Origin of the sequence: Butyrivibrio sp. INlla16 (assembly GCF_900104155.1) — a bacterium.
In the GTDB taxonomy this organism is placed as follows: domain Bacteria; phylum Bacillota; class Clostridia; order Lachnospirales; family Lachnospiraceae; genus Butyrivibrio.
Genome location: NZ_FMYB01000005.1, coordinates 73,298 through 97,582, shown reverse-complemented (window position 1 = coordinate 97,582; position 24,285 = coordinate 73,298). Strand labels below are relative to the sequence as shown.

Sequence of the window (24,285 nt, the reverse complement as noted above, 5' to 3'; positions counted from 1 at the left end):
TATGACCGGAGCTTATATATTGGGGATAATAGCTGTATTTATTGCAGCTGTTTTTCTCATTGGATTGCAAAACAGAAAAAATGAAGAGAGATCATTTAAAAAGAAGTGCGCAGACGAATATGGTGCTGCGCCTTCGTCTCGTATAAAGAGACAAAGAGCTGATGTTAGTGGATATTATAAGTCGGCCGAAAAGAAATTCAGTATTGATGATATTACCTGGAATGATCTTTCCATGGATGAGGTTTACGACAGAATAAGCTATTGCGAGACTTCATCAGGAGAAGAGTATCTTTATTACTTACTAAGATGCCCGCAAACCTTCGATAATGGCACTTTTAATAAGCTTGAAAATGAACTTGCGGCTATATCGAAGGATGAAAGCAAAAGAATTCATTTGAAGGAAACCCTGCATTGCATTGGAAAAAGCGGTAAGTATTCAATCTATGATTATCTGCCGCTTATTGATAAAAATTCTGCAGGATCCAATCTTGTCCATGTATTGATGCTTATATTAATGGTTCTTTCTGTACTTTTGATGAGCTTGTTTAATTTCACTCTTGGATTTTTGATTTTAATTATTGCATTTGCAGTAAATATGGTCAGCTATTTTAAGATTAAATCAGCGCTTGCACCTTATCTTATGACTTTTTCTTATGTCCTTAGACTCATGAAGGGTGGAGAGGCTTTAGCTCTGACGGAAAGTGATATTTTCAAAGATGATATCAGTAAAATAAAGGAATGTGTCTCAAAGCTTAAAGGCTTTTCAAGAGGCTCCTGGATTTTGTCCAAGGGGTATGGAGCAACCGGCAGCGGAAATCCTTTTGACATAATAATGGATTATGTCAGAATGCTTACCCATATTGATCTAATCAAATTCAACAGCATGTATAAGAAACTTAAGCAGGAAATACCAAGTGTCCGGAAACTGACCGAAATTATCGGATATATCGACTCTGTCATATCTATTGCATATTTTAGAGCGTCTGTTTCCGAATATACTGTGCCGGAACTGATGGAAAATCACGGCGAGTATCAGATCGAAAACGGCAGGCATCTGCTTATGGATAACCCTGTTTCTAATTCCTTTGCTGCTAAAAAGGGATTTTTGATAACAGGCTCTAATGCTTCGGGCAAATCAACTTTTCTTAAGATGTGTGCAATAAACAGCATAATGGCTCAGACCATTCATACCTGTACATGTACTTCATATAAAGCTCCGTTTTACAGAGTTTTTACCTCGATGGCACTTAGGGATGATCTTTCCTTGGGTGATAGCTATTATATGGTTGAAATCAAGTCTTTAAAGAGAATTCTTGATTCTGCAGCGAATGAAGGTGCTCCGGTTTTATGTTTTATTGATGAGGTTTTAAGAGGAACAAACACAATCGAGAGAATTGCGGCTTCCTCGAAAATTTTGGAATATTTTGCCTCTCACAAAGAAAGAGCTTTGTGTTTTGCAGCAACTCATGACAGAGAGTTATCAGAGGTTTTACATGATCGCTTCGAAGTATATCATTTTGAAGGTGATATGAAGAATGGTGACGTTACCTTTGATTACAAGTTGAATGCAGGCCCTGCAACCAAGAGAAATGCAATAAGTCTTCTGAAGACCATTGGGTATAATGATGAGATTGTTCGTGAGGCAGAGACAATGGCTAAGCGGTTTGAAGAGGATGGGCTGTGGGTACTGTAAAGAAAAAAATGTTAAACGTACGGAGATTTATGAAATGAAAGTTACTATTTATTCAGACGGTTCAGCAAGAGGTAATCCTGACGGACCGGGTGGCTACGGAACAGTAATTCAATATATTGACGGTAAAGGCGTACTACATGAAAAGGAGTTAAGTGCCGGCTATGATAAGACAACCAACAATCGAATGGAGTTGATGGGTGCAATCATGGGACTTGAAGCGCTTAACCGCCCCTGTGAGGTTGACCTTTATTCGGATTCAAAGTATGTTATCAGCGCTTTCAATGAAAACTGGATATCCGGATGGTTGAAAAAGAATTGGAAAAAATCTGACGGAAAGCCGGTTAAGAACGTAGAACTATGGAAACGCCTTCTTGATGCGGTAAATAAACATAATGTCACCTGGCATTGGGTAAAGGGACATGACGGGCATCCTGAGAATGAGCGATGTGATACACTTGCTACCACGGCGGCCGACCAGGAACCCGGGGCCTTGCTTCATGATGACGGCAGTGCCTTATGGCAATAATTGAAAATAAGTGAGCATAATATGATTTGTAAAATTTGAAAGATGTGTTATGATTTTTAACGGTTGAAAAATATATTTAATCAAATGCTTAAGAATAATCTTAAGCGGAATGGAGTGTATTATGAAATTCTTCTTGGATACTGCTAATGTTGAGGACATTAAAAAAGCAAATGACATGGGTGTTATCTGCGGTGTTACAACCAACCCTTCTCTTATCGCTAAAGAAGGCAGAGACTTTAATCAGGTTGTTGCAGAGATCGCATCTATCGTAGACGGACCTATCAGCGGCGAAGTTAAGGCTACAACAGTTGATGCCGAGGGCATGATCAAAGAGGGCCGCGAGATCGCTAAGATTCACAAGAATATGGTAGTTAAGATTCCTATGACAGAAGAGGGTCTTAAGGCTTGCCATACACTTGCAGCTGAAGGCATCAAGATTAACATGACTCTTATCTTTACAGCTAACCAGGCTCTTCTTGCAGCAAGAGCAGGCGCTGCTTTCGTAAGTCCTTTCCTTGGAAGACTTGATGATATAAGCACAAGAGGTACAGACCTTATTTCTGAGGTTGCTCAGATCTTCGACCTTCACGGTATTGATACTGAGATCATCGCTGCATCTGTACGTCATCCTATGCATGTTACAGATTGTGCACTTGCAGGTGCTCACATCGCTACAGTACCTTATGGTGTTATCGCTCAGATGGTTAATCACCCTCTTACAACAGCCGGAATTGAGAAATTCCAGAAGGATTACAAGGCTGTATTTGGTGAATAATCTATAATATGCTTTAAAATGCCTTAATAATAGCGCTTTGGATATTCATAGTAGTATCCAAAGCGTTTTATTTTTATTTTTTTAACATTTTTTTATAAGCGATTAATTGTTTTGTCCATCCCTGTTTGTTAACATAAAATAGTAGAATACTGAAAAAAGGAACTGGTATTAGTATGGCAAAAATTGAAGGCGAGGGGCTTCCATCAGACCTATACCAGAAAGATGAATTTGAAAATATTATTAATTCAAAAGCGGAAAACGATGAGCTTTCGGCTTCTTTTTGCTGTGTATTTTTCGATATCAAAGGCTTTAGATCATATTATATGAATAATGGCTTTGATGAAGGGTATCAGGTCCTGGTATTTCTTAAAAACAAAATCAGAGATTGTTTCCCTTTGGATATTGCATGCAAGCTTGATGATGGCGAGTTTATAGTTGTAACAGATATTGATGATATCGAGAGATTTATTTCCAGAATTCAGAGAGATTTCGATGAGGTTTATATACATACAGGAATGTATCTTCATGCAGGAATTTATTACATTACTGCTGAGGATAATACAGCTGAGGAAATAATTGAAAAAGCCGTTCTTGCATGCTCATCAGGTGATTCAATTGGGAATGGTATCTTCAGGTATAATATCGAAAATATCGACGATGAAATATTGATGAAGCATTATGTGGTTCATCATATCGAAGATGCAATAGAGAATGGTGAAATTACAATCGCTTACCAACCGGTTTTCCATACACTATCAGGTAAAGTATGCGGAAATGAAGCTCTGGCAAGGTGGAATACAACAGAATACGGAGTTCTGATGCCAAAGGATTTTATTTCGGTACTTGAACATTCAAGAAAAATCTATCTTTTGGACAGCTTTGTAATAAAACAGGTTTGTAAAGACCAAAGTGAAATCAAAAAAATCGGCATGGATCCGCTTCCTGCTTCAATTAATCTTACAAGGCTTGATTTTGCACTTGCGGATATTGTGGATCTTTTAGAAACAGAGCTTGCAAAATATAAGCTTCCTAAATCTTTAATAAGAATTGAAATCAGCGAGGCGGAAATAACCAATGATAAAGATGGTATAAAGGCTGAACTAGAAAGACTTAAGGACCATGGCTTTAGCGTGATATTCGATGATTTCGGAAGTGAGTATTCTTCCTTGCATATTCTTAATGATATGCCTTTTAACGCTGTGAAAATTAACAGTAATTTCCTTTCGGGATATAAAGATGATGTTAAGCCGAAAGTTATGCTTAAGAATATCATCAATATGTCTAAGGAACTTGGCATTCAAACGATAATGGGCAGTGTTGAGGATGAAAAAATTCTTGACTTCCTTAAGCAGTCGGGCTGCGAACAGTCTCAGGGACATCTCTATAGCGAAGCTCTAAAAATGTTTGATTATCCGCTTGAACAATTTCCTCATCAGTTTGAATCGGAAGAGGAGACTGCTTTTTATGATGCAATAGGAAAAGTAAATGTGCTTTCTCAGACTCCCATGCAGGATATAGGGAGATTTGATCCGAATAGTTCCTACTATAATCACAGGCCGATTGCAATCTTTGAGTTTGATGGCAAAATCCTTAAGCCGCTCATGTGCAATAATGACTTTTATGATATTTTCAAGCTCTTGTTTACAAATGATGTAAAAACGATTCAGGAGCTGTTTAATTCGCCTGCAATCATATTCTCAAAAGATATAAAAATGCTTGCATCACAGTGTGTGCAGGATGATGAAATACATTCCATGGAATTTGTTTCCAGTAACGGCTTTAACAGGATAATGCTAAGGAAAATCACACAGAGTAAGTCACTTGGCAAGACAGCTATTTTGGCAACTGCTGAGATCATGACAGAAAATGATGCGGGCACAAGAGTAATGCAACTCAACTCGTATCTTAAGTTCCTCTATATGATTTATAACCGTGTGGATATTGTATCTGTCGTTGATGATACCTTTGAAACTGTTTATGAAAATACTGCCAGATACAGCCAGAAGATGAAGAAGGGCAGTTTTTCAGATGCAATAAAGAAATTTGCGGATGAAGCAATTTATAATGAGGACAGGGCGGATTTTATAGAATTTTATAATCTGAACAGTCTTGATGAGAGAATCAGTGAATACGGGACAAATCATATAACAGATTATTTCAGGACAAAGGATATAAACGGCGAATATGACTGGCTTATGTATCTGCTTATTCCAATTGTCTCGGAAGGAAACAGAATGTTTATCATGTGCTCCAGAACGCTTGACGCTGAGCGCATGAGAAAACTTCCCGATATAAGTCAGAGTGGCTCTGAATATTATGATATGCCAAGCGATCCGACATTCCTTTTGCTTGCCAGTGATGCTTTTACGGAGACACTTGGATATGGTTCGTTTGAACAGTTTATCAGAAATACCTTTTATCTTGAAGCAAATCTTACCGAGGATAAGACTGTATATATGCATCTTGGACAGACCGGTCTTATTTCTGATTTCGGTGAGACGGGCTATATACAGCTTCCTTTTGGAGAAGTTACAAGGAGCATGGTATTTTCACAGGCTGAACCCGAAGAACATGAAAAGATGTACGAGTTTTATAACAGGGACAGACTTCTGAAAGAATATGAAAACGGAAATACCTCAGGACGTATAGTATATCTTGAAAAGACCGGTTCCAGCGAAAAACCAAGATATCAGAATGCATGTTATCAGATTAGAAGAAACAGGCAGGATGATGGGGTGCATATTTATATTCTTAAATATGACATCGATCAGTTTAAGAGAACAAATGAAACTATACGTAATCTTGCGGAGAGAGATACTCTGACGGGGCTGTTCAATCGTATGACTATCGGTAAGGTTTATGAAGCGTTCATCGCTGATCCGGATACTAAGAGTCTTGCAATGATACTGCTTGATCTTGATTTCTTCAAACAGATAAATGATAAATACGGTCATCATTGTGGTGATAAGGTGCTTCAGGATGCTGCAAACCGTATGCAGAACGATCTTGGCACAGATGTTTATCCTTCAAGAATAGGCGGTGATGAATTCCTTGTAATAATAAGGAATCATACAGACAAGGAGGTTGACGCAGCACTAAAAGCCTTCTCAGAAGCTGTAAAAATAGTTGATTATAACGGAGAAAAAGTAAAATATACAATGTCTGTTGGATATGCTGTATACCCGGAAGACGGAAAAGCGTATAATGATTTATATAGAAACGCAGATAATGCACTTTACTATGTGAAAGAAAACGGCAAAAACAACTATGGGAAGTACGATAAACGGAGGTAGTGAGATGTCTGGTAAGTATAATATCTGTCTTGATATCGGTGGAACAAAGATTCTTGGCGCTATTTTCAATGAGAAGAAGGAGATTGTTTATCGACTTAAGAAAAAGACCAAGGAAGCAGGTGACGATGCTGCTAATGTTGAGAAAATGATTATTAGCGTAGTTGAAGACATGATTAAGGATTCCGATATTAAGAAGAAGGATTTTAATGCCATTGCAGCGGGTGCTCCCGGTGTTATTGATCAGGGCTCCGGTATAATTCTTACTTCGCCAAATCTTCCCTGGACAAATTATGATATTAAATCCTCAATAGAGAAGAAATTTGATATTCCGTTTTTTATTGGCAATGATGTAAATGTCGGTGTTCTCGGTGAATGGAAATATGGTGTTGCGAAGGGCTATAAGAATGTAGTTGGATTCTTCGTAGGTACCGGTATGGGCGGCGGCCTGATTCTTGATGGGAAAATGTTCACGGGAAATAAATATAAGGCTGCTGAATACGGTCATATGATTCTTGATCCCGAAGGCCCTCTTTGCGGTTGTGGACAGAGAGGATGTCTCGAAGCATTTTCAAGTAAAAAGGGCATGAGCGCTTACATCATGCAGCAGACTGCAAGAGGACGTAAAAATATGCTCTCAGAGACCATTGAGAATGGCGTGTTTAAGAGTAAAAACTTAAAGAAAGCCATTGCTGCCAAGGATCCGGTTACACTTGAGGCTGTTGACAGAGCATGCCATTATCTTGCTGTTGCTACCGGCAATATGATTAACACTATTAGTCCTGACATTGTTGTCTATGGCGGTGGTGTTATGGAAGCAGTTGGCGACTTCTTTATGGATAAGATCCTTGCTGAGGTAGATCGCTACTGCATGCCTTCAATCAGAAGCACTGTTGAACTAAAAAAAGCAGCACTCGGAGATGATTCCAATATCTATGGTGCTCTTGCTATGATAGAGGATAACTGAGATTATGTGGGCTTATGAAAAAGGTTTCTATCAAATATATCCGCTTGGATTTTGCGGAGCACCTTTTGAAAATGATGGTAAATTAGAGCATAGAATTCTTAAGGTTATAGATTGGATACCGCACCTGAAAAAACTCGGAGTGGGTGCGGTACTTTTTAATCCGATTTTCGAGTCTGATACACATGGCTACAATACGAGAGACTATAAAAAGATTGATGTTAGACTCGGAACAAATGATGATTTTAAAAAGGTTTGTAAGGCTCTCCATAAAGAAGGCATAAAAGTTGTCCTGGATGGAGTTTTTAATCATGTAGGAAGAGGTTTCTTGGGCTTTGAAGATGTTCTTCAAAAGAAGTGGGACAGCTCTTATAAAGACTGGTTTCACATAAATTTTGATGGAAATGATGCCTACAATGACGGACTCTGGTATGAGGGCTGGGAAGGTAATTATGATCTTGTAAAACTAAATTTATGGAATGAGGATGTTGTTAATTACCTTCTTGATGCAGTAACAAGCTGGATAAAAGAATACGATATAGATGGCCTCAGGCTTGATGTTGCATATTGTCTCGAGCAGAATTTTATTAAAAGGCTCAGAAATCATGTTCTTTCACAAAAGGAAGATTTTTATCTTGTCGGAGAGATGATCGGCGGTGACTATCATAGAGTAATGGGACCTGAGCTTTGTCACTCAGCAACTAACTATGAATGCTACAAGGGGCTTTATTCCAGTTTTAATTCACTCAATATGTTCGAAATCGTTCATTCACTATTAAGACAGTTCGGACCGGAAAACTGGTGCCTGTACAGAGGAGAACACCTTTTATCCTTCGTTGATAATCATGATGTCAGCCGAATAGCAAGCACATTAACGAATGAAAAACATCTTCCGCTTATATATACAATGATGTTTGGAATGCCGGGAATTCCTACTGTATATTACGGATCAGAATGGGGAGCAAAAGCTCATAAATCCGAGGGAGACCCGGCACTTCGAGCCTCCTTTGATAAGCCTCAGTGGAATGAACTTACTGACGTAATTGCAAAGCTTTATAAAGCAAAAGGCGAGAGTAAAGCTTTGCAGTATGGCGACATGAAACAGCTCGTATTACAGAATAAATACTGTATAATAGAACGTGAATTTGAAGATGACAGGGTTATGATAGCTGTCAATGCGGATGAAAATTCCGTACATATAGACTGCAATTTCAGAGCAGGAAGAGCGCGTGACATGATTTCGAGGGAGGAAATCGACTTCGGAGGCGGATTGGAACTTCCGGGGTACACGGCTTATATATTAAGACCGTTTTAGGAGGAGAAAATGCTGGTAAAAATCAAGAAATTAAGTGACACGGCAACCATGCCGACAAGGGGGAGCCTTGCAGCTGCAGGCTATGATCTTTATGCAAATGTAAGTGAGGATACAAAGATAGCACCTCACACAACAGCTAAAATCGGAACAGGGCTTGCTATGGAGATTCCGGAAGGATACTTCGGGGGGATTTACGCAAGAAGCGGTATAGCGACAAAAGAGGGGCTTCGCCCTGCGAATTGTGTCGGAGTTGTCGATTCCGATTACCGTGGTGAGATTATCGTTGCGGTACACAATGATTCTGATACGGAAAGAACTATTAATCCTGCTGAAAGAATAGCCCAGATTATCATTCAGCCGTATCTTTCGGTAGAGTTCGAAGAGGCAAAAGAACTAGCTGATTCTGAGAGAGGCGCAGGTGGATTTGGATCTACTGGAAAGAAATGATTTTATGAAGAAGAAGGTATCATTTTATCGTGATACCTTCTTCTTTTTTATGTGAAACATATTATAAACGTGCTATAATAATTTGATGGAATTTTATAACGATTATCAGTTTATTTTCAGAAAATCATCATATATGGAGGACTTTTATGAATAATAAGCTTTATAAACTTATGAACTGGCCTGAAATCGAAGAGATTATCTATTCCGATGGCGATGATCCGCATCGAATTCTTGGTGCACACAAGGTTGGTTCCAATCTTCTTATTCAGACTTTTTACCCTATGGCTGAAGAAATTGAAGTTGTTCCGAGTACCGGAACCAAGAAATACAAGATGGAGCTTGCTGATGAAGCAGGTTTTTATGCTGCGCTTGTTCCTTATAAAGAAGGCTTCAAATACAAATATCGCATAAAGCTCGAAAATGGTGACATTAAGGAAATATATGATGCCTATAATTTTGACGGACGTATGGACCGTGAGGATTTCATAAAGTTCAATAGCGGTATGCATTACAATATCTATGAAAAATTCGGCGCGCATCTGATGGAAATAGATGGCGTAAAGGGGTGTGCTTTTGCTGTATGGGCTCCGGATGCTGCAAGAGTAAGTGTCATCGGTGATTTTAATGACTGGGACGGAAGAGTAAATCAGATGCGAAGGGTTGATCATGACGGTGTATTTGAGATATTCATTCCGGGTGCAGCAGAAGGTGACGGCTATCAGTTTGAAGTTAAAACAAAAGGCGGAGTTACCTTTAAAAGACCCGATCCCTACGGATATGCTTTCAAGGATAAGGAGAGCCAGGTTTCCAAGATAACTTCCCTTGGCGATATTAAATGGAACGACTCAGCATTTATCAAAAGCAGAACAAAATTCAACAGAGACTCAGATCCTCTTTCAATCTGTGAGCTTTCTCTCGAGAGCTTTGCTGCTAAACATAAAAATCATATTCCGGATTATGAAGAACTTGCAAAAGAGATTCTTTCATATGTTCAGGATCATGGCTTTAATACGATAGAACTTAAGCCTGTCATGGAACATATTCAGGGCCATCCATTCCATATTACAGGATTTTTCGCTATTCAAAATAAGTACGGTGATCCCGTAGGCTTTAAGAAATTTGTTAATATAATGCATGAAGCGGGCATAAGGGTAATAATGGATTTTGTTACTACATTTTTCCCGAAGCTTCAGTGCGGACTTAATTCCTTTGACGGTCAGGCATTGTATGAATATCCGGATCCGAGAATGGGTGTACATCCAAGAACAGGCGATCTGATTTTTGATTTCGGAAGAAAACAGGTTACCAATTTCCTTCTTTCAAGTGCACTATTCTGGGTTTCAACATTCCATTTGGACGGACTAAGAGTAGCTGATATAGCAAAGATTCTGTACCTCGACTATGACAGAAAGCCCGGTCAGTGGATTCCGAATATGTATGGTGGCAATGAGAATCTTGAGGCTAAGGACTTCCTCTGCAATTTTAATGCTGTATTAAAGCAGGCGTATCCGGGATTACTTACACTTACCAAAGAGACATCATGTTGGCCAAGAGTTACCGGCGAGCTTGATGATGGCGGACTTGGATTTGATTACAAGTGGAATAACGGATGGACAAAGGATTTCCTTGATTATATTCAGAATGATCCTTTATTCAGATCTGGAAATCATAACGAGCTTACATTCTCCCTTGTTTATTGCTATACAGAGAGATTTGTACTTGCGTTTACTCATGAAGAGATTGGAAAAGGTCTTGAAGGTCTTTATGATCTGATGCCCGGTGATACAGCTCAGAAAATGGCGGGAGTTCGTCTTGCAATATCTTACCTTATGACACATCCCGGTAAGAAGATGATTTATATGGATCCCAATGAACTTAGCATTGATAATGCTGTTTTCCTTGAGAATATGATCCACTCATTAAATGAGATTTATTATAACAGACCTGCGCTCTATCAGATTGACACTAACGACAGCGGCTTTGAGTGGATAAACAGTATGGCTGCTGAGGAATGCATGATGTCCTTTATGAGAAAGGGCGAATCCGACAAGGATATGCTTATAATAGTTGTTAATATGGCAGGTGTCGACAGAACCTTTGAGGTCGGTGTTCCTGCTGATGGCAAATATTATGAGATATTTAATTCCGATGATACCTGCTACGGCGGTAGCGGCATGGTTAATCCCGGCAGAATAGAAGCAGACTTTAGCGAAGCAGACGGAAGACCTTATTCCATTCCGGTTAAGGTTGCATCGTCTTCACTTGCGATTTTCTCTTATACTCCTTATACAACACAGGAGAAGAAGATTAGAAAGATCCGTGAGGAAGAAGCTAATAATAAGATGCAAGAGCGCGAAAAGACCTTAAGGGAGCTCAAAAACCGTCAGGAGAAGGAAGAGGCTGAGCTTCTTAAAGAACTTCATGAGCGCTATGAAAAGGAACTTGCAGCTCAGGAGGAGGCTATCGAAAAGAAATATGAACAAATTGAAGAAGAGCGTATTTCAAGCATAGTTTCGGAAGCAGCGCTTAAATCAATTTCAGGCGGAAAGAAAACTGCTGCTAAAAAGACAGCAACTCCCAAAACTGCAGCAAAGGGACAGAAAACTGCGGCTTCGAAGTCTGCCGTAAAGAAAGCACCTGCGAAGAAGACAACACGAAAAACTTCAGGTACAAAGACTTCAAATACTAAGACTAATAAGAAGGATGACAATAAATAATGAACTTTAAGTTACCAATATTACTTGCAACTGCTACTGCTGAAAATGCTATTGAAACCATAGCTGAGGTAACAGGAAACGAAAACTTAAAACCGGGAGTTATTGAAAAATATTTTAAAGAACTCCCGGATAAAGCTTTCGCCCTTTTGGTGAAGGCTGTTATTGCAATTATAATTCTCATAATCATGTGGGAGCTGATTAAGGCGTTATCAAATGTTGTTGATAAATCCTTGAGAAAGACAAAGATAGAGGACGCTACCGCTAAATTTCTTGCCAAGGTAGTAAAGGTATCCCTTGATATAGTCCTTTTGTTTTCACTGGCATCCTATTTCGGCATGGATACAGCAAGCCTTGTTGCTCTGCTCGGTTCGGCCGGCGTTGCTATAGGTCTTGCTATTCAGGGCACTTTGTCCGATTTTGCAAGCGGAATTCTTATTCTGCTGGCAAAACCCTTCAGAGTCGGTGATTACATTGTTGTCGGCGGCACAGGAATTGAGGGTAGTGTTACTGAGATATCACTTATAAACACAAGGATGCTTACAGCAGATTATAGACGTGTTGTAATGCCCAATAAAACGCTGGCTTCATCTACCATAACAAATAATAACGGCAACACAATGCGTATTCTTGACACTATGGTCGGAATCTCTTACAACGCGGACATTGACAAAGCAAGGGCTGTTGCGATGCGAACAATGGATGCCAATGAGTTTATTTCAGATAAACTCGAAAAGAATGTATTTGTGGATGAACTTGCTGACAGCAGTGTAAACCTTCGTATAAGAGGTTGGGTTAAGCCTACAGATTATCTGAAGGCTAAATGGTCTATGAACGAGGCTATTAAAAAAGCTTTTGATAAAGAAGGTGTAGAGATTCCTTTCCCTCAAATGGATGTACATATGAGATAAAAGAAAAAGAAAAAGAGAACCGGCCTATGCCGATTCTCTTTCTGAATATAAAGAGCTGGAAAAGGGACTTGAACCCTCGACCTACTGATTACGAATCAGTTGCGCTACCGACTGCGCTATTCCAGCAATTATGTGCCATCAGAAGCACAAATATGATTATAAAGGTGCATGCATTATTTGACAAGAGATTTTTACATCTTGTTTTCACTTTATTACTGTGATATGGTAAAGAGAAAATTGTGATTGTATACATGTATAAAAGGAGAAATTTATGGCTCAGCTCTGGGGAGGAAGATTTGAAGGCGAGATAAATGAACTGGCATGGAAGTTTAATGCATCGATCTATTTTGACAAGCGCCTTATAAAGCAGGATATTCAGGGAAGTAAAGCACATGTAACGATGCTTGCTAAGCAGGGAATCATATCAGATGAAGAACGTGATCAAATAGTTAACGGTCTCGATGCTATTTTTGCGGATGTAGAAGCCGGAAAACTCGACATTACCGACAAATATGAAGATATACACAGCTTTCTTGAAGCAAATCTTATAGACAGAATCGGTGACGCGGGAAAGAAAATGCATACCGGAAGATCAAGAAACGATCAGGTCGCTCTTGATATGAGATTGTATATAAGAGAAGAAGTAAGAAATACCGCCAATGTCATTTATGACATGCTGGATACTCTAAATGGAATCATGAAGGATAATCTTCATACCTATATGCCCGGATTTACACACCTTCAAAAAGCGCAGCCGGTTACACTGGCCCATCATCTCGGAGCATATTTTGAGATGTTTTATCGAGACTCACAGCGCCTTATGGATGTTTTTACGAGGCTGAATTTCTGTCCTTTGGGAAGCGGTGCTCTTGCAGGAACAACTTATCCTTTAGACAGAGAGTTTACCGCGGAGCTTTTAATGTTTACAGGACCTACCAATAACAGTATGGATTCCGTGTCGGACAGAGATTATCTGATTGAGTTTTTATCTGCGCTTTCTATGATAATGATGCATCTTTCCAGATTTTCGGAGGAAGTTATTATCTGGAACTCAAATGAGTATGGTTTTGTTACTATAGATGATGCTTATTCAACAGGAAGCAGCATCATGCCACAGAAAAAAAATCCCGATATTGCAGAGCTTGTAAGAGGTAAAACCGGAAGAGTATATGGAGCATTAAATTCGCTTCTTGTTACCATGAAAGGCATTCCACTTGCATACGATAAGGACATGCAGGAGGATAAGGAAGTAAGCTTTGACGCTATAGATACCACAAAGAGCTGCCTGATTCTTTTTACGGATATGCTTAGAACCATGAAATTCAATAAAGAGCAGATGGAAAAGAGTGCAATAAGAGGATTTACCGATGCGACCGATGCTGCCGATTATCTTGTAAATAAGGGTGTACCTTTTAGGGATGCACATGGTATTATAGGAAGAATAGTTTTACATTGTATTGATAAAAATTGCGGAATCTCAGATCTTAAGATAGAAGAACTTAAAGGCTTTGCAATGGAATTTGATGAAGATGTATATGAAGCAATCAGTCTTAAGACCTGTGTTGAAAAAAGACTTACTGCCGGTGCTCCCGGTTCGGAAGTAATGAAGAAGTCAATTGCCAGAAACGATAAGAGACTTAATGCATATTGGACCAAAGTTAAGAGCTTTGAAACTCTTGACGCATAAAAGTTGTTAGTTATTTTTTATTTATTTTTAAGAGGAGAGTGAAAAAATGAGCGAGAAATTGAAAGTAGCAGTTCTTGGTGCAACAGGTATGGTTGGTCAGAGGTTTATTACAATCCTTGATAATCACCCTTGGTTTGAGGTTGCTGTTGTAGCAGCAAGCCCCAGAAGTGCCGGTAAAACCTATGAAGAATCTGTAGGCGACAGATGGAAGATGGAAGTTCCCATGCCTGAGGCTGTTAAAAAGCTTGTAATTAAGGATGTTACAAATGTTCAGGAAGTTACAAAGGATGTTGATTTTGTTCTTTCTGCCGTTAATATGTCTAAAGATGAAATCAAGGCAATTGAGGAAGAGTACGCTAAGACTGAGACTCCTGTTGTTTCAAATAACAGTGCTCACAGATGGACTCCCGACGTTCCCATGATCATTCCTGAGGTTAACCCGGGCCATGCAGAGGTTATCGAGTTCCAGAAGAAGAGACTTGGTACAACCAAGGGCTTTATTGCTGTAAAACCCAATTGCTCGATTCAGAGTTATGCTCCCGCACTTTCAGCATGGAGAGATTTTGAACCCTATGAGGTGGTTGCAACAACTTATCAGGCTATCTCAGGAGCGGGCAAAAACTTCAAGGAGTGGCCCGAAATGGAGGGAAATATCATTCCGTTTATCTCCGGCGAGGAAGAAAAGAGTGAAAAAGAGCCTTTAAGAATTTGGGGGAAGATTGAAAACGGTGTGATTGTTCCTGCAGAAAGTCCGATTATTACATGTCAGTGTATAAGAGTTCCAGTTTTGTATGGACATACGGCCGCAGCTTTTGTAAAATTTAAGAAGAAAGCTACAAAAGATGAACTTATTAATTGTCTTGTAAATTTTAAGGGTAAGCCTCAGGAACTTGATCTTCCCAGTGCTCCGAAGCAGTTTATCCAGTATCTCGAGGAAGACAATCGTCCCCAGATTGCTCTTGATGTTAATTACGAGGGCGGCATGGGCGTAAGCATCGGCAGACTCCGCGAGGATACAGTTTACGACTGGAAGTTCGTCGGTCTTTCACATAATACACTTAGAGGAGCTGCTGGCGGCGCTGTAGAATGTGCAGAACTCCTTAAGGCACTTGGATACATTAGCAAGAAGTAACTTAACATTATAGTCGTCTATCTAAGATAAGGAAAATTGTATGGAAAAAACAAAGAGTCTGGAATTGCAGGAACTAAATGGTTATTACAACAGTGGGGCCAATCAGATAGTTATTGTTTATGGACATGTTAGTACAGGCAGTGAAACTGTTATCACAGAGTTCACTAAGGATAAAGATGTCATCTATTATTGCGCAGCTCCTGCTTCCGAGAGGCTTCAGCAGAACATAATCGGTCAGCGTATACGTAATAAGGGCTATGACATTTCTGAATACCCATCTTATAAGGAAATATTTGAAGTGGCTAAAAAGATGGCTAATGATAGGGAAAAGCCTTTTGTTCTTATTATTGACCGCTTTGAGGACATCATAAAAGCATCTCCTGATTTCATTGAAGAGATAAGTACGATTATTTACGGAGAAGGACATCCTCAGATGATGGTTGTTCTTCTGGGATTCAATGCTGCATGGATTGAGAATTCAATGGTTAATAAAATAGGTGCTCAGGCTGCCAATATTTCAGGCTTCCTCAAGATAAAGCCCTATTCCTTCCAGGAAATGAAAAAAAGAATGCCCAATATGACTAATCAGGATATCATTTCCACGTATGCTATTTTCGGTGGCAAGGGTCAACTGTGGCAATACTTTGACCAAAATAAGACCTTCAAAGAGAATGTATGTGAGAAATTCCTTGATGTTAAAAATAGTGTGCTACTTAAAGCAACTATAAATCAGCTTGAAGAAAACCTTCGTGAAACTGCTGTATATAATACTATTCTTTACGGACTGGCCAATGGCAAGAATAAACTAAATGATATACATCATGCAACGGGCTTTTCCAGAGCTAAGATAATGGTATATTTAAAGAGCCTTATTGAGCTTGGAATGGTTGAAAAGGTATATTCCTTTGCAACTACGGGGCATGAGAATGTGCAGAAGGGTGTATATAGAATTTGTGATCCGCTTCCACACTTTTTCTACAGATTCTTTTATTCTCATTTAAGTGAAATAGTTACATTTAGTGCAGAAGATTTCTATGATAAATACATAGCTCCCGGTTTAGGTGAGTTCGTTTCTACAGCTTATAAACTCATATGCAGAGAGTATGTTTGTAAACTTTCAGAGTATCATAAGCTTCCTTTTGAGATTGAAGATGAGGGTGAATGGGTCGGTAAGATCGATTCGCTTGATATCGTAGCTCAGAGTGAATCAGGTGATACACTTGTAGGAATCTGTAAATGGGATTCTGAGATGGATGCTTCTTCAATAGATGATATTCGAAGCTGCTGCAAGAGAGCAAGGCTTAATCCTGATTACTATTATTTGTTCTCAGCTGTTGGTTTTGATGAAGGTCTGGTCAACCTTGCAAAAGAAGAACCTTCCATCAAACTTATTGGATTGGAAGAAATGATGAATGACTAAAAGCGTTTTTATTGCCGAAAAGCCCAGTGTTGCAAGGGCTTTCGGCGCTGCTCTAAAATATAATTTTTCTAATAAAGACGGATATATGGAATCCGAAGAAGCCATCGTCACCTGGTGTGTAGGACACCTGGTGACGATGAGTTATCCTGAGGTGTATGATGAGAAAATGGCTAAGTGGTCTCTCAATACTATTCCATTTATTCCGTCTCAATTTAAGTACGAAATTATTCCACAGAGTGCGAAGCAGTTTAATATAGTCAAGGGACTGCTAAACCGAGAGGATGTGGATAAAATATATATATGTACCGACTCCGGACGTGAGGGTGAATATATCTACAGACTGGTTGATCAGGAAGCTCATGTTACCGGAAAAATCAAAAAGCGTGTCTGGATAGATTCGCAGACTGAAGAGGAAATTTTGAGAGGAATTAGAGAAGCAAAGGATGACAGCGAGTATGACAACATCGGTGCTGCTGCCTATCTTCGTGCAAAAGAGGATTACCTCATGGGAATAAATTTCTCCAGGGCATTGACTCTCAGATACGGTTATTCCATAAGACAATTCCTGGGACTTGATAAATGCGTTGTTGCAGTAGGTCGTGTAATGACATGTGTTCTCGGGATTGTTGTAGACAGAGAGCGAGAGATAAGAAACTTTGTAAAGACACCGTTTTACAGAGTTATCGGTGACTTTGCACTTGATGATAAAGTTATATCAGCAGAATGGAGAGTTACTGAGAAAAGTAAATATAACGGATCCTTTGATCTCTACAGCGAAAAAGGTTTCAAGGAAGAAAAGGGCGCTAAGGCTTTGATTGAATCCCTGGGGCAACTTCCGGTGAATGCAAAGCTTACCAAGATGGAAAAGAAGAAGGAGACGAAGAACGCTCCCCTTTTATATAATCTTGCCGAGCTGCAAAATGACTGTTCAAAGTTTTTTAAAATAGATCCTAATCAGACCCTTGCAATAGCGCAAGAGCTTTATGAGAAAAAACTTACAACTTATCCCAGAACAGATGCCAGAGTTTTAAGTACTGCTATAGCCAAGGAAATTGATAAGAACATAAGAGGTCTAACTTCTTATGAACCTGCTTCAATTTTCGCTAAAGCAATCCTTCAGCACGAATCCTATAAAGGTATTGCTAAAACAAGGTATGTTAATGATAAGGCGATTACAGATCACTATGCCATCATTCCTACAGGCCAGGGATTGTCTGCTATAAGCTCGCTAAGTCCCACTGCGGCAAAGGTTTATGAGATAATTGTCAGAAGATTTCTGGCCGTCTTTTATCCTGCTGCACAATATTCAAAGATAAAGCTTGAACTTGCGGTAGATACAAGCGAAAACTTTACTGAAACCTTTTTTGCAGGCTTCAAATTACTAGCATCCAAGGGCTATTTACATGTTATGGATTACTCATTTTTCAAGAAGAAGGATGAGAAAGAATCAGATGAAAAAGCTGATAATGATGCCGAGGACTCTGCAGCAGACGAGGGTCTTTTCGAAGCTCTTTCAAAACTAAAAAAAGGTGATACGCTTGAACTTAAACAAGCTTCGATAAAAGAGGGTGAAACCACGCCTCCCAAGAGATATAATTCAGGTACGCTTATTCTTACGATGGAAAATGCCGGTCAGTTCATTGAGGATGAGGAACTGAGATCCCAGATAAAGGGATCCGGAATCGGAACTAGTGCTACAAGAGCAGGAATTCTTGAGAAGCTTGTAAAGAATAAGTATCTTGAACTGAATAAAAAAACTCAGATAATCACGCCGACTCAAATGGGTGAGATGATATACGATACAGTTTATGTATCTATGAAACCTATGCTCAATCCCTCACTTACAGCAAGCTGGGAGAAAGGCCTTACTCAGGTGGAGCAAGGTGAGATATCTGAAGATGAATACATGAAGAAGCTTTCAGATTTCATAACAAGACGCACTAACTATGTCAAAGAAAACGATATGAGATCGCATATGCAGCAATTCTTTGTGAACTCAGCACAGTACTATAAAAAGGTACAGAAAAAGAAAAATACAAGTAAAAAGAAATAAATAATAAGCCTTTCCCTAGGGGGGAGGTGGCACGAAGTGCCGGATGAGGTGAAGGAAAGGAAAAAATGAAAGAATACTTGATCGAAAACTTATATGATTTAAACGAGACTATAGCAGCAGACATCTTTAAGGATGTCACATACCCTTGGGAGGTACTTCCGAAGATAAAAGATTTTATTATCGAACTTGGAAATACACTTCCTTCCGAGAAATTTGAAAAAAGAGGCGAAAATATCTGGGTTGCAAAAAGCGCAAAGTTTTTATCAGATAATGTCTATATTGCAGGTCCCTGCATTATTGACGAGGAGGCTGAGATTCGTCCGGGTGCTTTCATAAGAGGAAACGCCATTGTAGGGAAAGGAGCTGTAGTTGGTAATTCCACAGAACTAAAAAATGTAATCCTTTTCAACAAGGTTCAGGTTCCTCATTATAACTATGTGGGCGATTCCATACTCGGATATAAATCGCATATGGGTGCAGGCTCGATAACATCAAATGTTAAATCCGATAAGAAGTTGGTTGTAATCAAGAACGGTAAGGATGATACAGTAGAGACCGGCCTTAAAAAGGTAGGAGCAATGCTTGGTGATAATGTTGAGGTCGGCTGCGGAAGTATTCTTAATCCCGGCACAGTAGTTGGAAGAGAAAGTAATATTTATCCGCTTTCTTCCGTTCGTGGCTGTGTTCCCGCAAAACATATCTATAAAGATAAGGATAATGTTGTATTAAAGACTAACGAATAATTGACTACAAACCGTTTACGGTATTATAATCAAGAAAGTTTATGATAAATTTTTGCGAGGAGGGAAATGAAAATGGCACAGATTAAGACTAAGATCGAGCTTCAGTATGCTGACAAGAGTATCTCTTCAGAGGATCTTATCGAGAGAGCAAAGGCTGCATATGAGGCAGAATACGGTGTGAAGGGTGCTAAAAATCTTGAACTTTACGTTAAGCCTGAAGAAAATAAGGCTTATTATGTAGTAAATAACAAGATGACAGGTAGCATCGATCTTTAATTTTATGGTAGCAAAGGCCTCAGGTTTAACCTGGGGCTTTTTGTATGCTGCTTGGTACAAAAAGGAATAAGAACTTATGAACAAAGAACTATCATTAGAACAAGACTTCGAAAAATTATGCAATTGTCAATTGTTTCTTCTTGATATGGACGGTACATTATATCTTGGTGATGAAGTATTTGATGGAGCGATAGATTTTATTCATACGCTTGAAAAGCTTGGGAAGAAATATATATATCTTACAAATAATTCATCACGTGCTGGTATAGATTATGTGGATCGTCTGAAAAAACTTGGTTTTCCCTGTGAGATAGAAAATGTTTATACTTCGGGTATGGCTACAGCAGAGTACCTTAAAAAGAATTACGGCAACAGAGATATTTATGTTGTGGGAACCCGCACATTTTACGATGAGCTTAAAAATTCCGGATTAAATGTTTTTAATGCCACGGATCACGACAGCTCCGATTATGGAGATGTTTTTCCTGTGGTGTGTGTCGGCTTTGATACTGAACTCGTATATAGAGATCTGGATCTTGCAGTTCATTTTTTGCGAAAAGGATCTGAATTTATAGCTGCGAATCCTGATTGGGTATGTCCTATGCCTGCCGGAGAGGTACTTCCTGACTGTGGAAGTATATGTGCACTGCTCACAGCTTCCAGTGGCTCTGAACCTACATATATTGGGAAACCAAACCGTAATATGGTAGATATCATTTCGACTATGACAAATATTGACAATGCAAAAATCTGCTGCGTTGGAGACAGACTTTATACCGATATTGCCGTTGCTCAAAATGCCGGTTCTGTTTCGGTTTGTGTGCTATCGGGTGAATGTAATGAAGCAGAAATAGCCGATATGGATAAAAAGCCTGATTACGTGCTTGATAATGTTGCAGAACTTGCGGATATACTTTTTTCTCATTGTTAAAAATGCTGCCTGGAAGTATAATAATAATTGTGCATGAAATTTGCTAAATTGTTTTTTGGAGATGATTTTTTATGGATATTGGTGGACTTTTAAATGAGCTGTTACTAGAGGACAAGGTGATGATTCACTTTGACTTTATGAACGGCTTTTTTGATATCAATAAGTCTGTAGTCGTCACGTGGGGAGTGATGGCAGTTCTGACTTTATTCCTTCTATGGCTTACCAGTGGTATGAAGGTTCATAATATTAGTACGAAGCAGCTTGTTGCTGAGGCTATAGTTGACGGCCTTCGTGGTATAACCGGAGGAATGCTTGGTGAAGAGGGCATCGCATACAGAGATTATATGGCGGTGGTTCTGGTTTTTATAGGAGCATCCAACCTGGTCGGACTATTTGGGCTTACTCCCGCGACCATGGATTTAAATGTAACCGTGGCGCTAGCGCTAATGAGTATAGTACTGGTCGAAGGAGCGGGAATACACCACAAAGGTGTAAGGGGATGGCTTAAATCATTTACAGCTCCTTTGTGGCTGATAACTCCAATAAATATTCTTGAGATTGCGATTAAACCGTTGTCATTATGTATGCGACTTTTCGGAAATATTATCGGAGCAACCGTTATCATGGAACTTCTTAAGATGGCAGTTCCGGTAATTGTGCCTGCAGCTTTCAGTATTTATTTTGATATCTTTGACGGACTTATTCAGGCATATGTATTTGTTTTCCTTTCGTCTCTATATATCAAAGAAGCTATAGAATAAAGAAATTATATCTTTTAATGGATAAAATGCTTTAAAAGAAAAATAAAAAACGGAGGTTATGATTATGGATTTAACAGCACTTGGCGCAGCTATTGCAGCATTTACGGGAATTGGAGCAGGTATCGGTATCGGTATAGCAACAGCAAAGGCAGTTGATGCGGTTGCACGTCAGCCCGAGGCAGATGGTAAGATCATGAAACTTTTGATTCTTGGTTGTGCGCTTGCAGAGGCTACTGCTATTTATGGCTTCGTAGTAGCTATCATGATTAAGTTTGCCTGATTGTTTTGGGAGGATATTAAGCAGTGTTAAATATCAGCATAATGGGTATTGTTTATACGGTTGTAAATTTATTACTCCTATATATAATATTCAGATTATTTTTATTTAAAAGAGTTGATGCTGTTTTGCAGAAGAGACGTGAAGAAATTGAACATGCAAAGGATTCCGCATCAAAAATGGAACAAGAGGCAGAAGAGCTTAAGGAAAGCTATGCCAAAAAGCTTCAGGAAGCCGGCAAAGAATGCGAGGAGCTTGTCGCTCAGTCCAAGAAAGATGGATATGATGAGTATGATCGCATTATTAATGATGCCAAAGCAAAGGCTGAACAGATTATAGTTGAGGCTAAGCACAACGCTCAGATCGAAGCACAGCGCGAGAAAGATGCTTATGTATCAGAGTTGACCGATCTGGTTGTTCATGCAGCAAATAAGATTGCTGTTTCCAAGCATGACGAAGAGTCAGATAAAGAGCTTTACAACAAATTTATTTTTGAGGCTATTGAGAAAAGCGAATAATATACCTCGTTCATTAAATAATTAATAGAAGAGGATCATTTATATGATAAATGAAAACAAAGCAAGGCTTCGTTATTCTTCAGTTCCGCCCTTGGATCATCAGGCGGAGCAGATAAAGAAGGCTCTTGCCAAAAAGTTTAACAGACCTGATCTTGAGCTTGAGATAATTCATGATCCAAAGGTTAACGGTGGATTTATCGTTAATTATGGGAATTTTGAGTATGACTGGAGTGACGAAGGTCGTACAAGACAGCTCAAAGAACTTATAGAGCTAACAAAAAAACGCCAGAATACCAGTGCTGAGAACCTTGTTTCAATTATAAGAGACAGGGTTAACAGTTTTGATCTTAAGGCAGAAGGAAAAGAAGTCGGTAGAACCATCTGGGTTGGAGATGGTATTGCCAATGTTGTTGGCATTGATCATGCTTTTTACGGAGAAATTGTCCGCTTTGAGGATGGAACCAAGGGTATGGTTCAGGATATAAGAGATGACCATATCGGAGTTATTCTGTTTGGAGGAGACGAGGGAATCCGTCAGGGAAGCAGATGTGTCAGAACCTATAAGCAGGCAGGTATCCCCGTAGGCGAGGCCTTTATAGGAAGAGTTATCGATGCTCTGGGCAATCCTATCGATGGCGGAGAAGAGATAAAGACAGAAGTTTACAGGCCTGTCGAAGAACCTGCTCCCGGTATTGTTGAGAGACGTTCTGTTAATGAACCTATGGAAACCGGAATCCTTTCAATTGATACTATGTTCCCCATAGGAAGAGGACAGCGTGAGCTTATTATTGGTGACAGACAAACCGGCAAGACATCTATTGCTATGGATGCAATCCTCAATCAGAAAGGAAAGGATGTAATCTGCGTTTACGTTGCTATCGGACAGAAAGCAAGTACCATTGCTAAGCTGATAAACACATTAAAAGAAGCAGGAGCAATGGAGTATTCAATTATTGTAGCTTCAACGGCGGCAGACAGTGCACCGCTTCAGTATATTGCTCCTTATGCCGGAACTGCTATGGCGGAGTACTTCATGCTAATGGGTAAGGATGTACTTATCGTATATGATGACCTCTCAAAGCATGCGGTAGCTTACAGAGCATTGTCACTTCTTCTTGAGAGATCACCAGGACGAGAAGCCTATCCAGGAGATGTATTCTATCTTCATTCAAGACTTCTTGAGAGATCGAGCAAGCTTTCCAGCGAACTTGGCGGCGGTTCGATTACAGCACTTCCGATTATAGAAACACAGGCAGGCGATGTTTCTGCTTATATTCCTACAAACGTTATATCCATCACTGATGGCCAGATTTTCCTTGAATCGGATCTATTCTTCGAGGGCATGAGACCTGCGGTAAATGTCGGACTTTCCGTTTCCCGTGTAGGTAGTGCTGCGCAGACCAAAGCTATGAAGAAGGCTGCGGGTAGTATACGTATTGACCTTGCTCAGTACAGAGAGATGGCTGTATTTACGCAGTTTGCTTCGGATCTTGATGAGACTACAAAGGATCAGCTCAGACATGGAAGCGTACTGATGGAGCTGTTAAAACAGCCCCTCGGAAGACCGTATTCAATGCATGAACAGGTAATCCTTCTTGTATGCGCAAATGGCAAAAAGATGGATTTTGTTCCGGTTAATCAGGTAAGAGAATATAAAGATAAGCTTTTGAAATTCTTCGAAGAAAACAGAAAGGACATTATCGAGGATATCGATAAGTCTCAGGATCTTTCTGATTTTACAAAGAAGGAAATACTTGAAGCAGCTGATGAATTTGAAAAGCAAAACAACGAGAAATTGAAAGAAGAACTTAAAAAGAAGAGAAAGAAATTTACTCTTGATTAAGGTGATTTT

At 39.5% G+C, this 24,285-nt stretch carries 20 protein-coding genes and 1 tRNA gene; 20 read left to right on the top strand and 1 reads right to left on the bottom strand.

Going from position 1 to position 24,285, the window contains the following annotated elements; translation table 11 throughout:
- Position 1: 1 nt before the first annotated feature.
- The 9 genes from BLR42_RS04005 to BLR42_RS03965 all read left to right on the top strand — a co-directional run bounded on the left by BLR42_RS04005 (position 2) and on the right by BLR42_RS03965 (position 12,635).
- Entirely contained in the window at positions 2-1,693 is a 1,692-nt protein-coding gene (locus BLR42_RS04005; RefSeq protein ID WP_091866843.1) for a MutS-related protein, read from the top strand.
- Positions 1,694-1,727: 34 nt separating this feature from the next.
- On the top strand, positions 1,728-2,219 hold the full coding sequence (rnhA, locus tag BLR42_RS04000; RefSeq protein ID WP_091866841.1) for a ribonuclease HI: 492 nt from the start codon (positions 1,728-1,730) through the stop codon (positions 2,217-2,219).
- A 121-nt stretch (positions 2,220-2,340) separates the two neighbouring features.
- The gene (fsa, locus tag BLR42_RS03995; RefSeq protein ID WP_022759892.1) at positions 2,341-2,994 is read left to right on the top strand and encodes a fructose-6-phosphate aldolase; all 654 of its coding nucleotides are present in this window, start codon (positions 2,341-2,343) and stop codon (positions 2,992-2,994) included.
- Positions 2,995-3,167: 173 nt separating this feature from the next.
- Complete coding sequence (locus BLR42_RS03990) at positions 3,168-6,287, top strand: bifunctional diguanylate cyclase/phosphodiesterase (RefSeq protein WP_091866839.1); 3,120 nt, start codon at positions 3,168-3,170, stop codon at positions 6,285-6,287.
- Positions 6,288-6,291: 4 nt separating this feature from the next.
- Positions 6,292-7,251: an ROK family protein gene (locus BLR42_RS03985; protein WP_091866837.1), complete on the top strand. Its 960-nt coding sequence runs from the start codon at positions 6,292-6,294 to the stop codon at positions 7,249-7,251.
- A gap of 4 nt (positions 7,252-7,255) precedes the next feature.
- Positions 7,256-8,563 (top strand): alpha-amylase family glycosyl hydrolase, encoded by a 1,308-nt coding sequence (locus BLR42_RS03980; protein WP_091866835.1) that lies wholly within the window; start codon positions 7,256-7,258, stop codon positions 8,561-8,563.
- A gap of 9 nt (positions 8,564-8,572) precedes the next feature.
- Entirely contained in the window at positions 8,573-9,010 is a 438-nt protein-coding gene (gene dut, locus BLR42_RS03975; protein ID WP_091866833.1) for a dUTP diphosphatase, read from the top strand.
- A gap of 146 nt (positions 9,011-9,156) precedes the next feature.
- The gene (glgB, locus tag BLR42_RS03970; RefSeq protein WP_091866831.1) at positions 9,157-11,727 is read left to right on the top strand and encodes a 1,4-alpha-glucan branching protein GlgB; all 2,571 of its coding nucleotides are present in this window, start codon (positions 9,157-9,159) and stop codon (positions 11,725-11,727) included.
- Entirely contained in the window at positions 11,727-12,635 is a 909-nt protein-coding gene (locus BLR42_RS03965) for a mechanosensitive ion channel family protein (protein WP_091819412.1), read from the top strand. Before glgB ends, BLR42_RS03965 begins: the two co-directional genes overlap by 1 nt.
- A 53-nt stretch (positions 12,636-12,688) precedes the next feature.
- On the opposite strand, the gene BLR42_RS03960 is transcribed toward BLR42_RS03965, so the two are convergent.
- A tRNA-Thr gene (locus tag BLR42_RS03960) sits at positions 12,689-12,761 on the bottom strand.
- Positions 12,762-12,906: 145 nt separating this feature from the next.
- On the opposite strand from BLR42_RS03960, the gene argH reads away from it, so the two are divergent.
- From argH to atpA, 11 genes are all read left to right on the top strand, one after another.
- Positions 12,907-14,322, top strand: coding sequence for an argininosuccinate lyase (argH, locus tag BLR42_RS03955; RefSeq protein ID WP_091866829.1), 1,416 nt, complete (start codon positions 12,907-12,909; stop codon positions 14,320-14,322).
- A 46-nt stretch (positions 14,323-14,368) separates the two neighbouring features.
- Positions 14,369-15,454, top strand: coding sequence for an aspartate-semialdehyde dehydrogenase (gene asd / locus BLR42_RS03950; protein WP_091866827.1), 1,086 nt, complete (start codon positions 14,369-14,371; stop codon positions 15,452-15,454).
- Between the two features lie 40 nt (positions 15,455-15,494).
- A complete protein-coding gene (locus BLR42_RS03945) occupies positions 15,495-16,874 on the top strand; it encodes an ATP-binding protein (RefSeq protein ID WP_091866825.1) in 1,380 nt (459 codons plus the stop codon).
- Complete coding sequence (locus BLR42_RS03940) at positions 16,867-18,927, top strand: DNA topoisomerase (protein ID WP_091866823.1); 2,061 nt, start codon at positions 16,867-16,869, stop codon at positions 18,925-18,927. Before BLR42_RS03945 ends, BLR42_RS03940 begins: the two co-directional genes overlap by 8 nt.
- Positions 18,928-18,992: 65 nt before the next feature.
- Positions 18,993-19,670, top strand: a complete 678-nt coding sequence (locus tag BLR42_RS03935; protein ID WP_091866821.1) for an LbetaH domain-containing protein — start codon at positions 18,993-18,995, stop codon at positions 19,668-19,670.
- A gap of 72 nt (positions 19,671-19,742) precedes the next feature.
- A complete protein-coding gene (locus BLR42_RS03930) occupies positions 19,743-19,946 on the top strand; it encodes a DUF6465 family protein (RefSeq protein ID WP_049944826.1) in 204 nt (67 codons plus the stop codon).
- A gap of 76 nt (positions 19,947-20,022) precedes the next feature.
- Positions 20,023-20,877 carry an HAD-IIA family hydrolase gene (locus BLR42_RS03925; protein WP_091866819.1) on the top strand — a complete coding sequence of 285 codons (855 nt, stop codon included), beginning with the start codon at positions 20,023-20,025 and terminating at the stop codon, positions 20,875-20,877.
- A 71-nt stretch (positions 20,878-20,948) separates the two neighbouring features.
- Entirely contained in the window at positions 20,949-21,638 is a 690-nt protein-coding gene (locus BLR42_RS03920) for a F0F1 ATP synthase subunit A (RefSeq protein WP_091866817.1), read from the top strand.
- A 61-nt stretch (positions 21,639-21,699) separates the two neighbouring features.
- Positions 21,700-21,918, top strand: a complete 219-nt coding sequence (gene atpE, locus BLR42_RS03915) for an ATP synthase F0 subunit C (protein WP_091819625.1) — start codon at positions 21,700-21,702, stop codon at positions 21,916-21,918.
- Positions 21,919-21,959: 41 nt separating this feature from the next.
- Positions 21,960-22,433 carry an ATP synthase F0 subunit B gene (locus BLR42_RS03910; RefSeq protein WP_022759908.1) on the top strand — a complete coding sequence of 158 codons (474 nt, stop codon included), beginning with the start codon at positions 21,960-21,962 and terminating at the stop codon, positions 22,431-22,433.
- A gap of 43 nt (positions 22,434-22,476) precedes the next feature.
- Entirely contained in the window at positions 22,477-24,276 is a 1,800-nt protein-coding gene (gene atpA / locus BLR42_RS03905) for a F0F1 ATP synthase subunit alpha (RefSeq protein ID WP_091866815.1), read from the top strand.
- Positions 24,277-24,285: the final 9 nt, after the last annotated feature.

Excerpts from the sequence above, each read along its gene's own strand:
- BLR42_RS04005 (WP_091866843.1), top strand. The coding sequence starts at position 2 with ATGACCGGAGCTTATATATTGGGGATAATAGCTGTATTTATTGCAGCT.
- rnhA (WP_091866841.1), top strand. The coding sequence starts at position 1,728 with ATGAAAGTTACTATTTATTCAGACGGTTCAGCAAGAGGTAATCCTGAC.
- fsa (WP_022759892.1), top strand. The coding sequence starts at position 2,341 with ATGAAATTCTTCTTGGATACTGCTAATGTTGAGGACATTAAAAAAGCA.
- BLR42_RS03990 (WP_091866839.1), top strand. The coding sequence starts at position 3,168 with ATGGCAAAAATTGAAGGCGAGGGGCTTCCATCAGACCTATACCAGAAA.
- BLR42_RS03985 (WP_091866837.1), top strand. The coding sequence starts at position 6,292 with ATGTCTGGTAAGTATAATATCTGTCTTGATATCGGTGGAACAAAGATT.
- BLR42_RS03980 (WP_091866835.1), top strand. The coding sequence starts at position 7,256 with ATGTGGGCTTATGAAAAAGGTTTCTATCAAATATATCCGCTTGGATTT.
- dut (WP_091866833.1), top strand. The coding sequence starts at position 8,573 with ATGCTGGTAAAAATCAAGAAATTAAGTGACACGGCAACCATGCCGACA.
- glgB (WP_091866831.1), top strand. The coding sequence starts at position 9,157 with ATGAATAATAAGCTTTATAAACTTATGAACTGGCCTGAAATCGAAGAG.
- BLR42_RS03965 (WP_091819412.1), top strand. The coding sequence starts at position 11,727 with ATGAACTTTAAGTTACCAATATTACTTGCAACTGCTACTGCTGAAAAT.
- argH (WP_091866829.1), top strand. The coding sequence starts at position 12,907 with ATGGCTCAGCTCTGGGGAGGAAGATTTGAAGGCGAGATAAATGAACTG.
- asd (WP_091866827.1), top strand. The coding sequence starts at position 14,369 with ATGAGCGAGAAATTGAAAGTAGCAGTTCTTGGTGCAACAGGTATGGTT.
- BLR42_RS03945 (WP_091866825.1), top strand. The coding sequence starts at position 15,495 with ATGGAAAAAACAAAGAGTCTGGAATTGCAGGAACTAAATGGTTATTAC.
- BLR42_RS03940 (WP_091866823.1), top strand. The coding sequence starts at position 16,867 with ATGACTAAAAGCGTTTTTATTGCCGAAAAGCCCAGTGTTGCAAGGGCT.
- BLR42_RS03935 (WP_091866821.1), top strand. The coding sequence starts at position 18,993 with ATGAAAGAATACTTGATCGAAAACTTATATGATTTAAACGAGACTATA.
- BLR42_RS03930 (WP_049944826.1), top strand. The coding sequence starts at position 19,743 with ATGGCACAGATTAAGACTAAGATCGAGCTTCAGTATGCTGACAAGAGT.
- BLR42_RS03925 (WP_091866819.1), top strand. The coding sequence starts at position 20,023 with ATGAACAAAGAACTATCATTAGAACAAGACTTCGAAAAATTATGCAAT.
- BLR42_RS03920 (WP_091866817.1), top strand. The coding sequence starts at position 20,949 with ATGGATATTGGTGGACTTTTAAATGAGCTGTTACTAGAGGACAAGGTG.
- BLR42_RS03910 (WP_022759908.1), top strand. The coding sequence starts at position 21,960 with ATGGGTATTGTTTATACGGTTGTAAATTTATTACTCCTATATATAATA.
- atpA (WP_091866815.1), top strand. The coding sequence starts at position 22,477 with ATGATAAATGAAAACAAAGCAAGGCTTCGTTATTCTTCAGTTCCGCCC.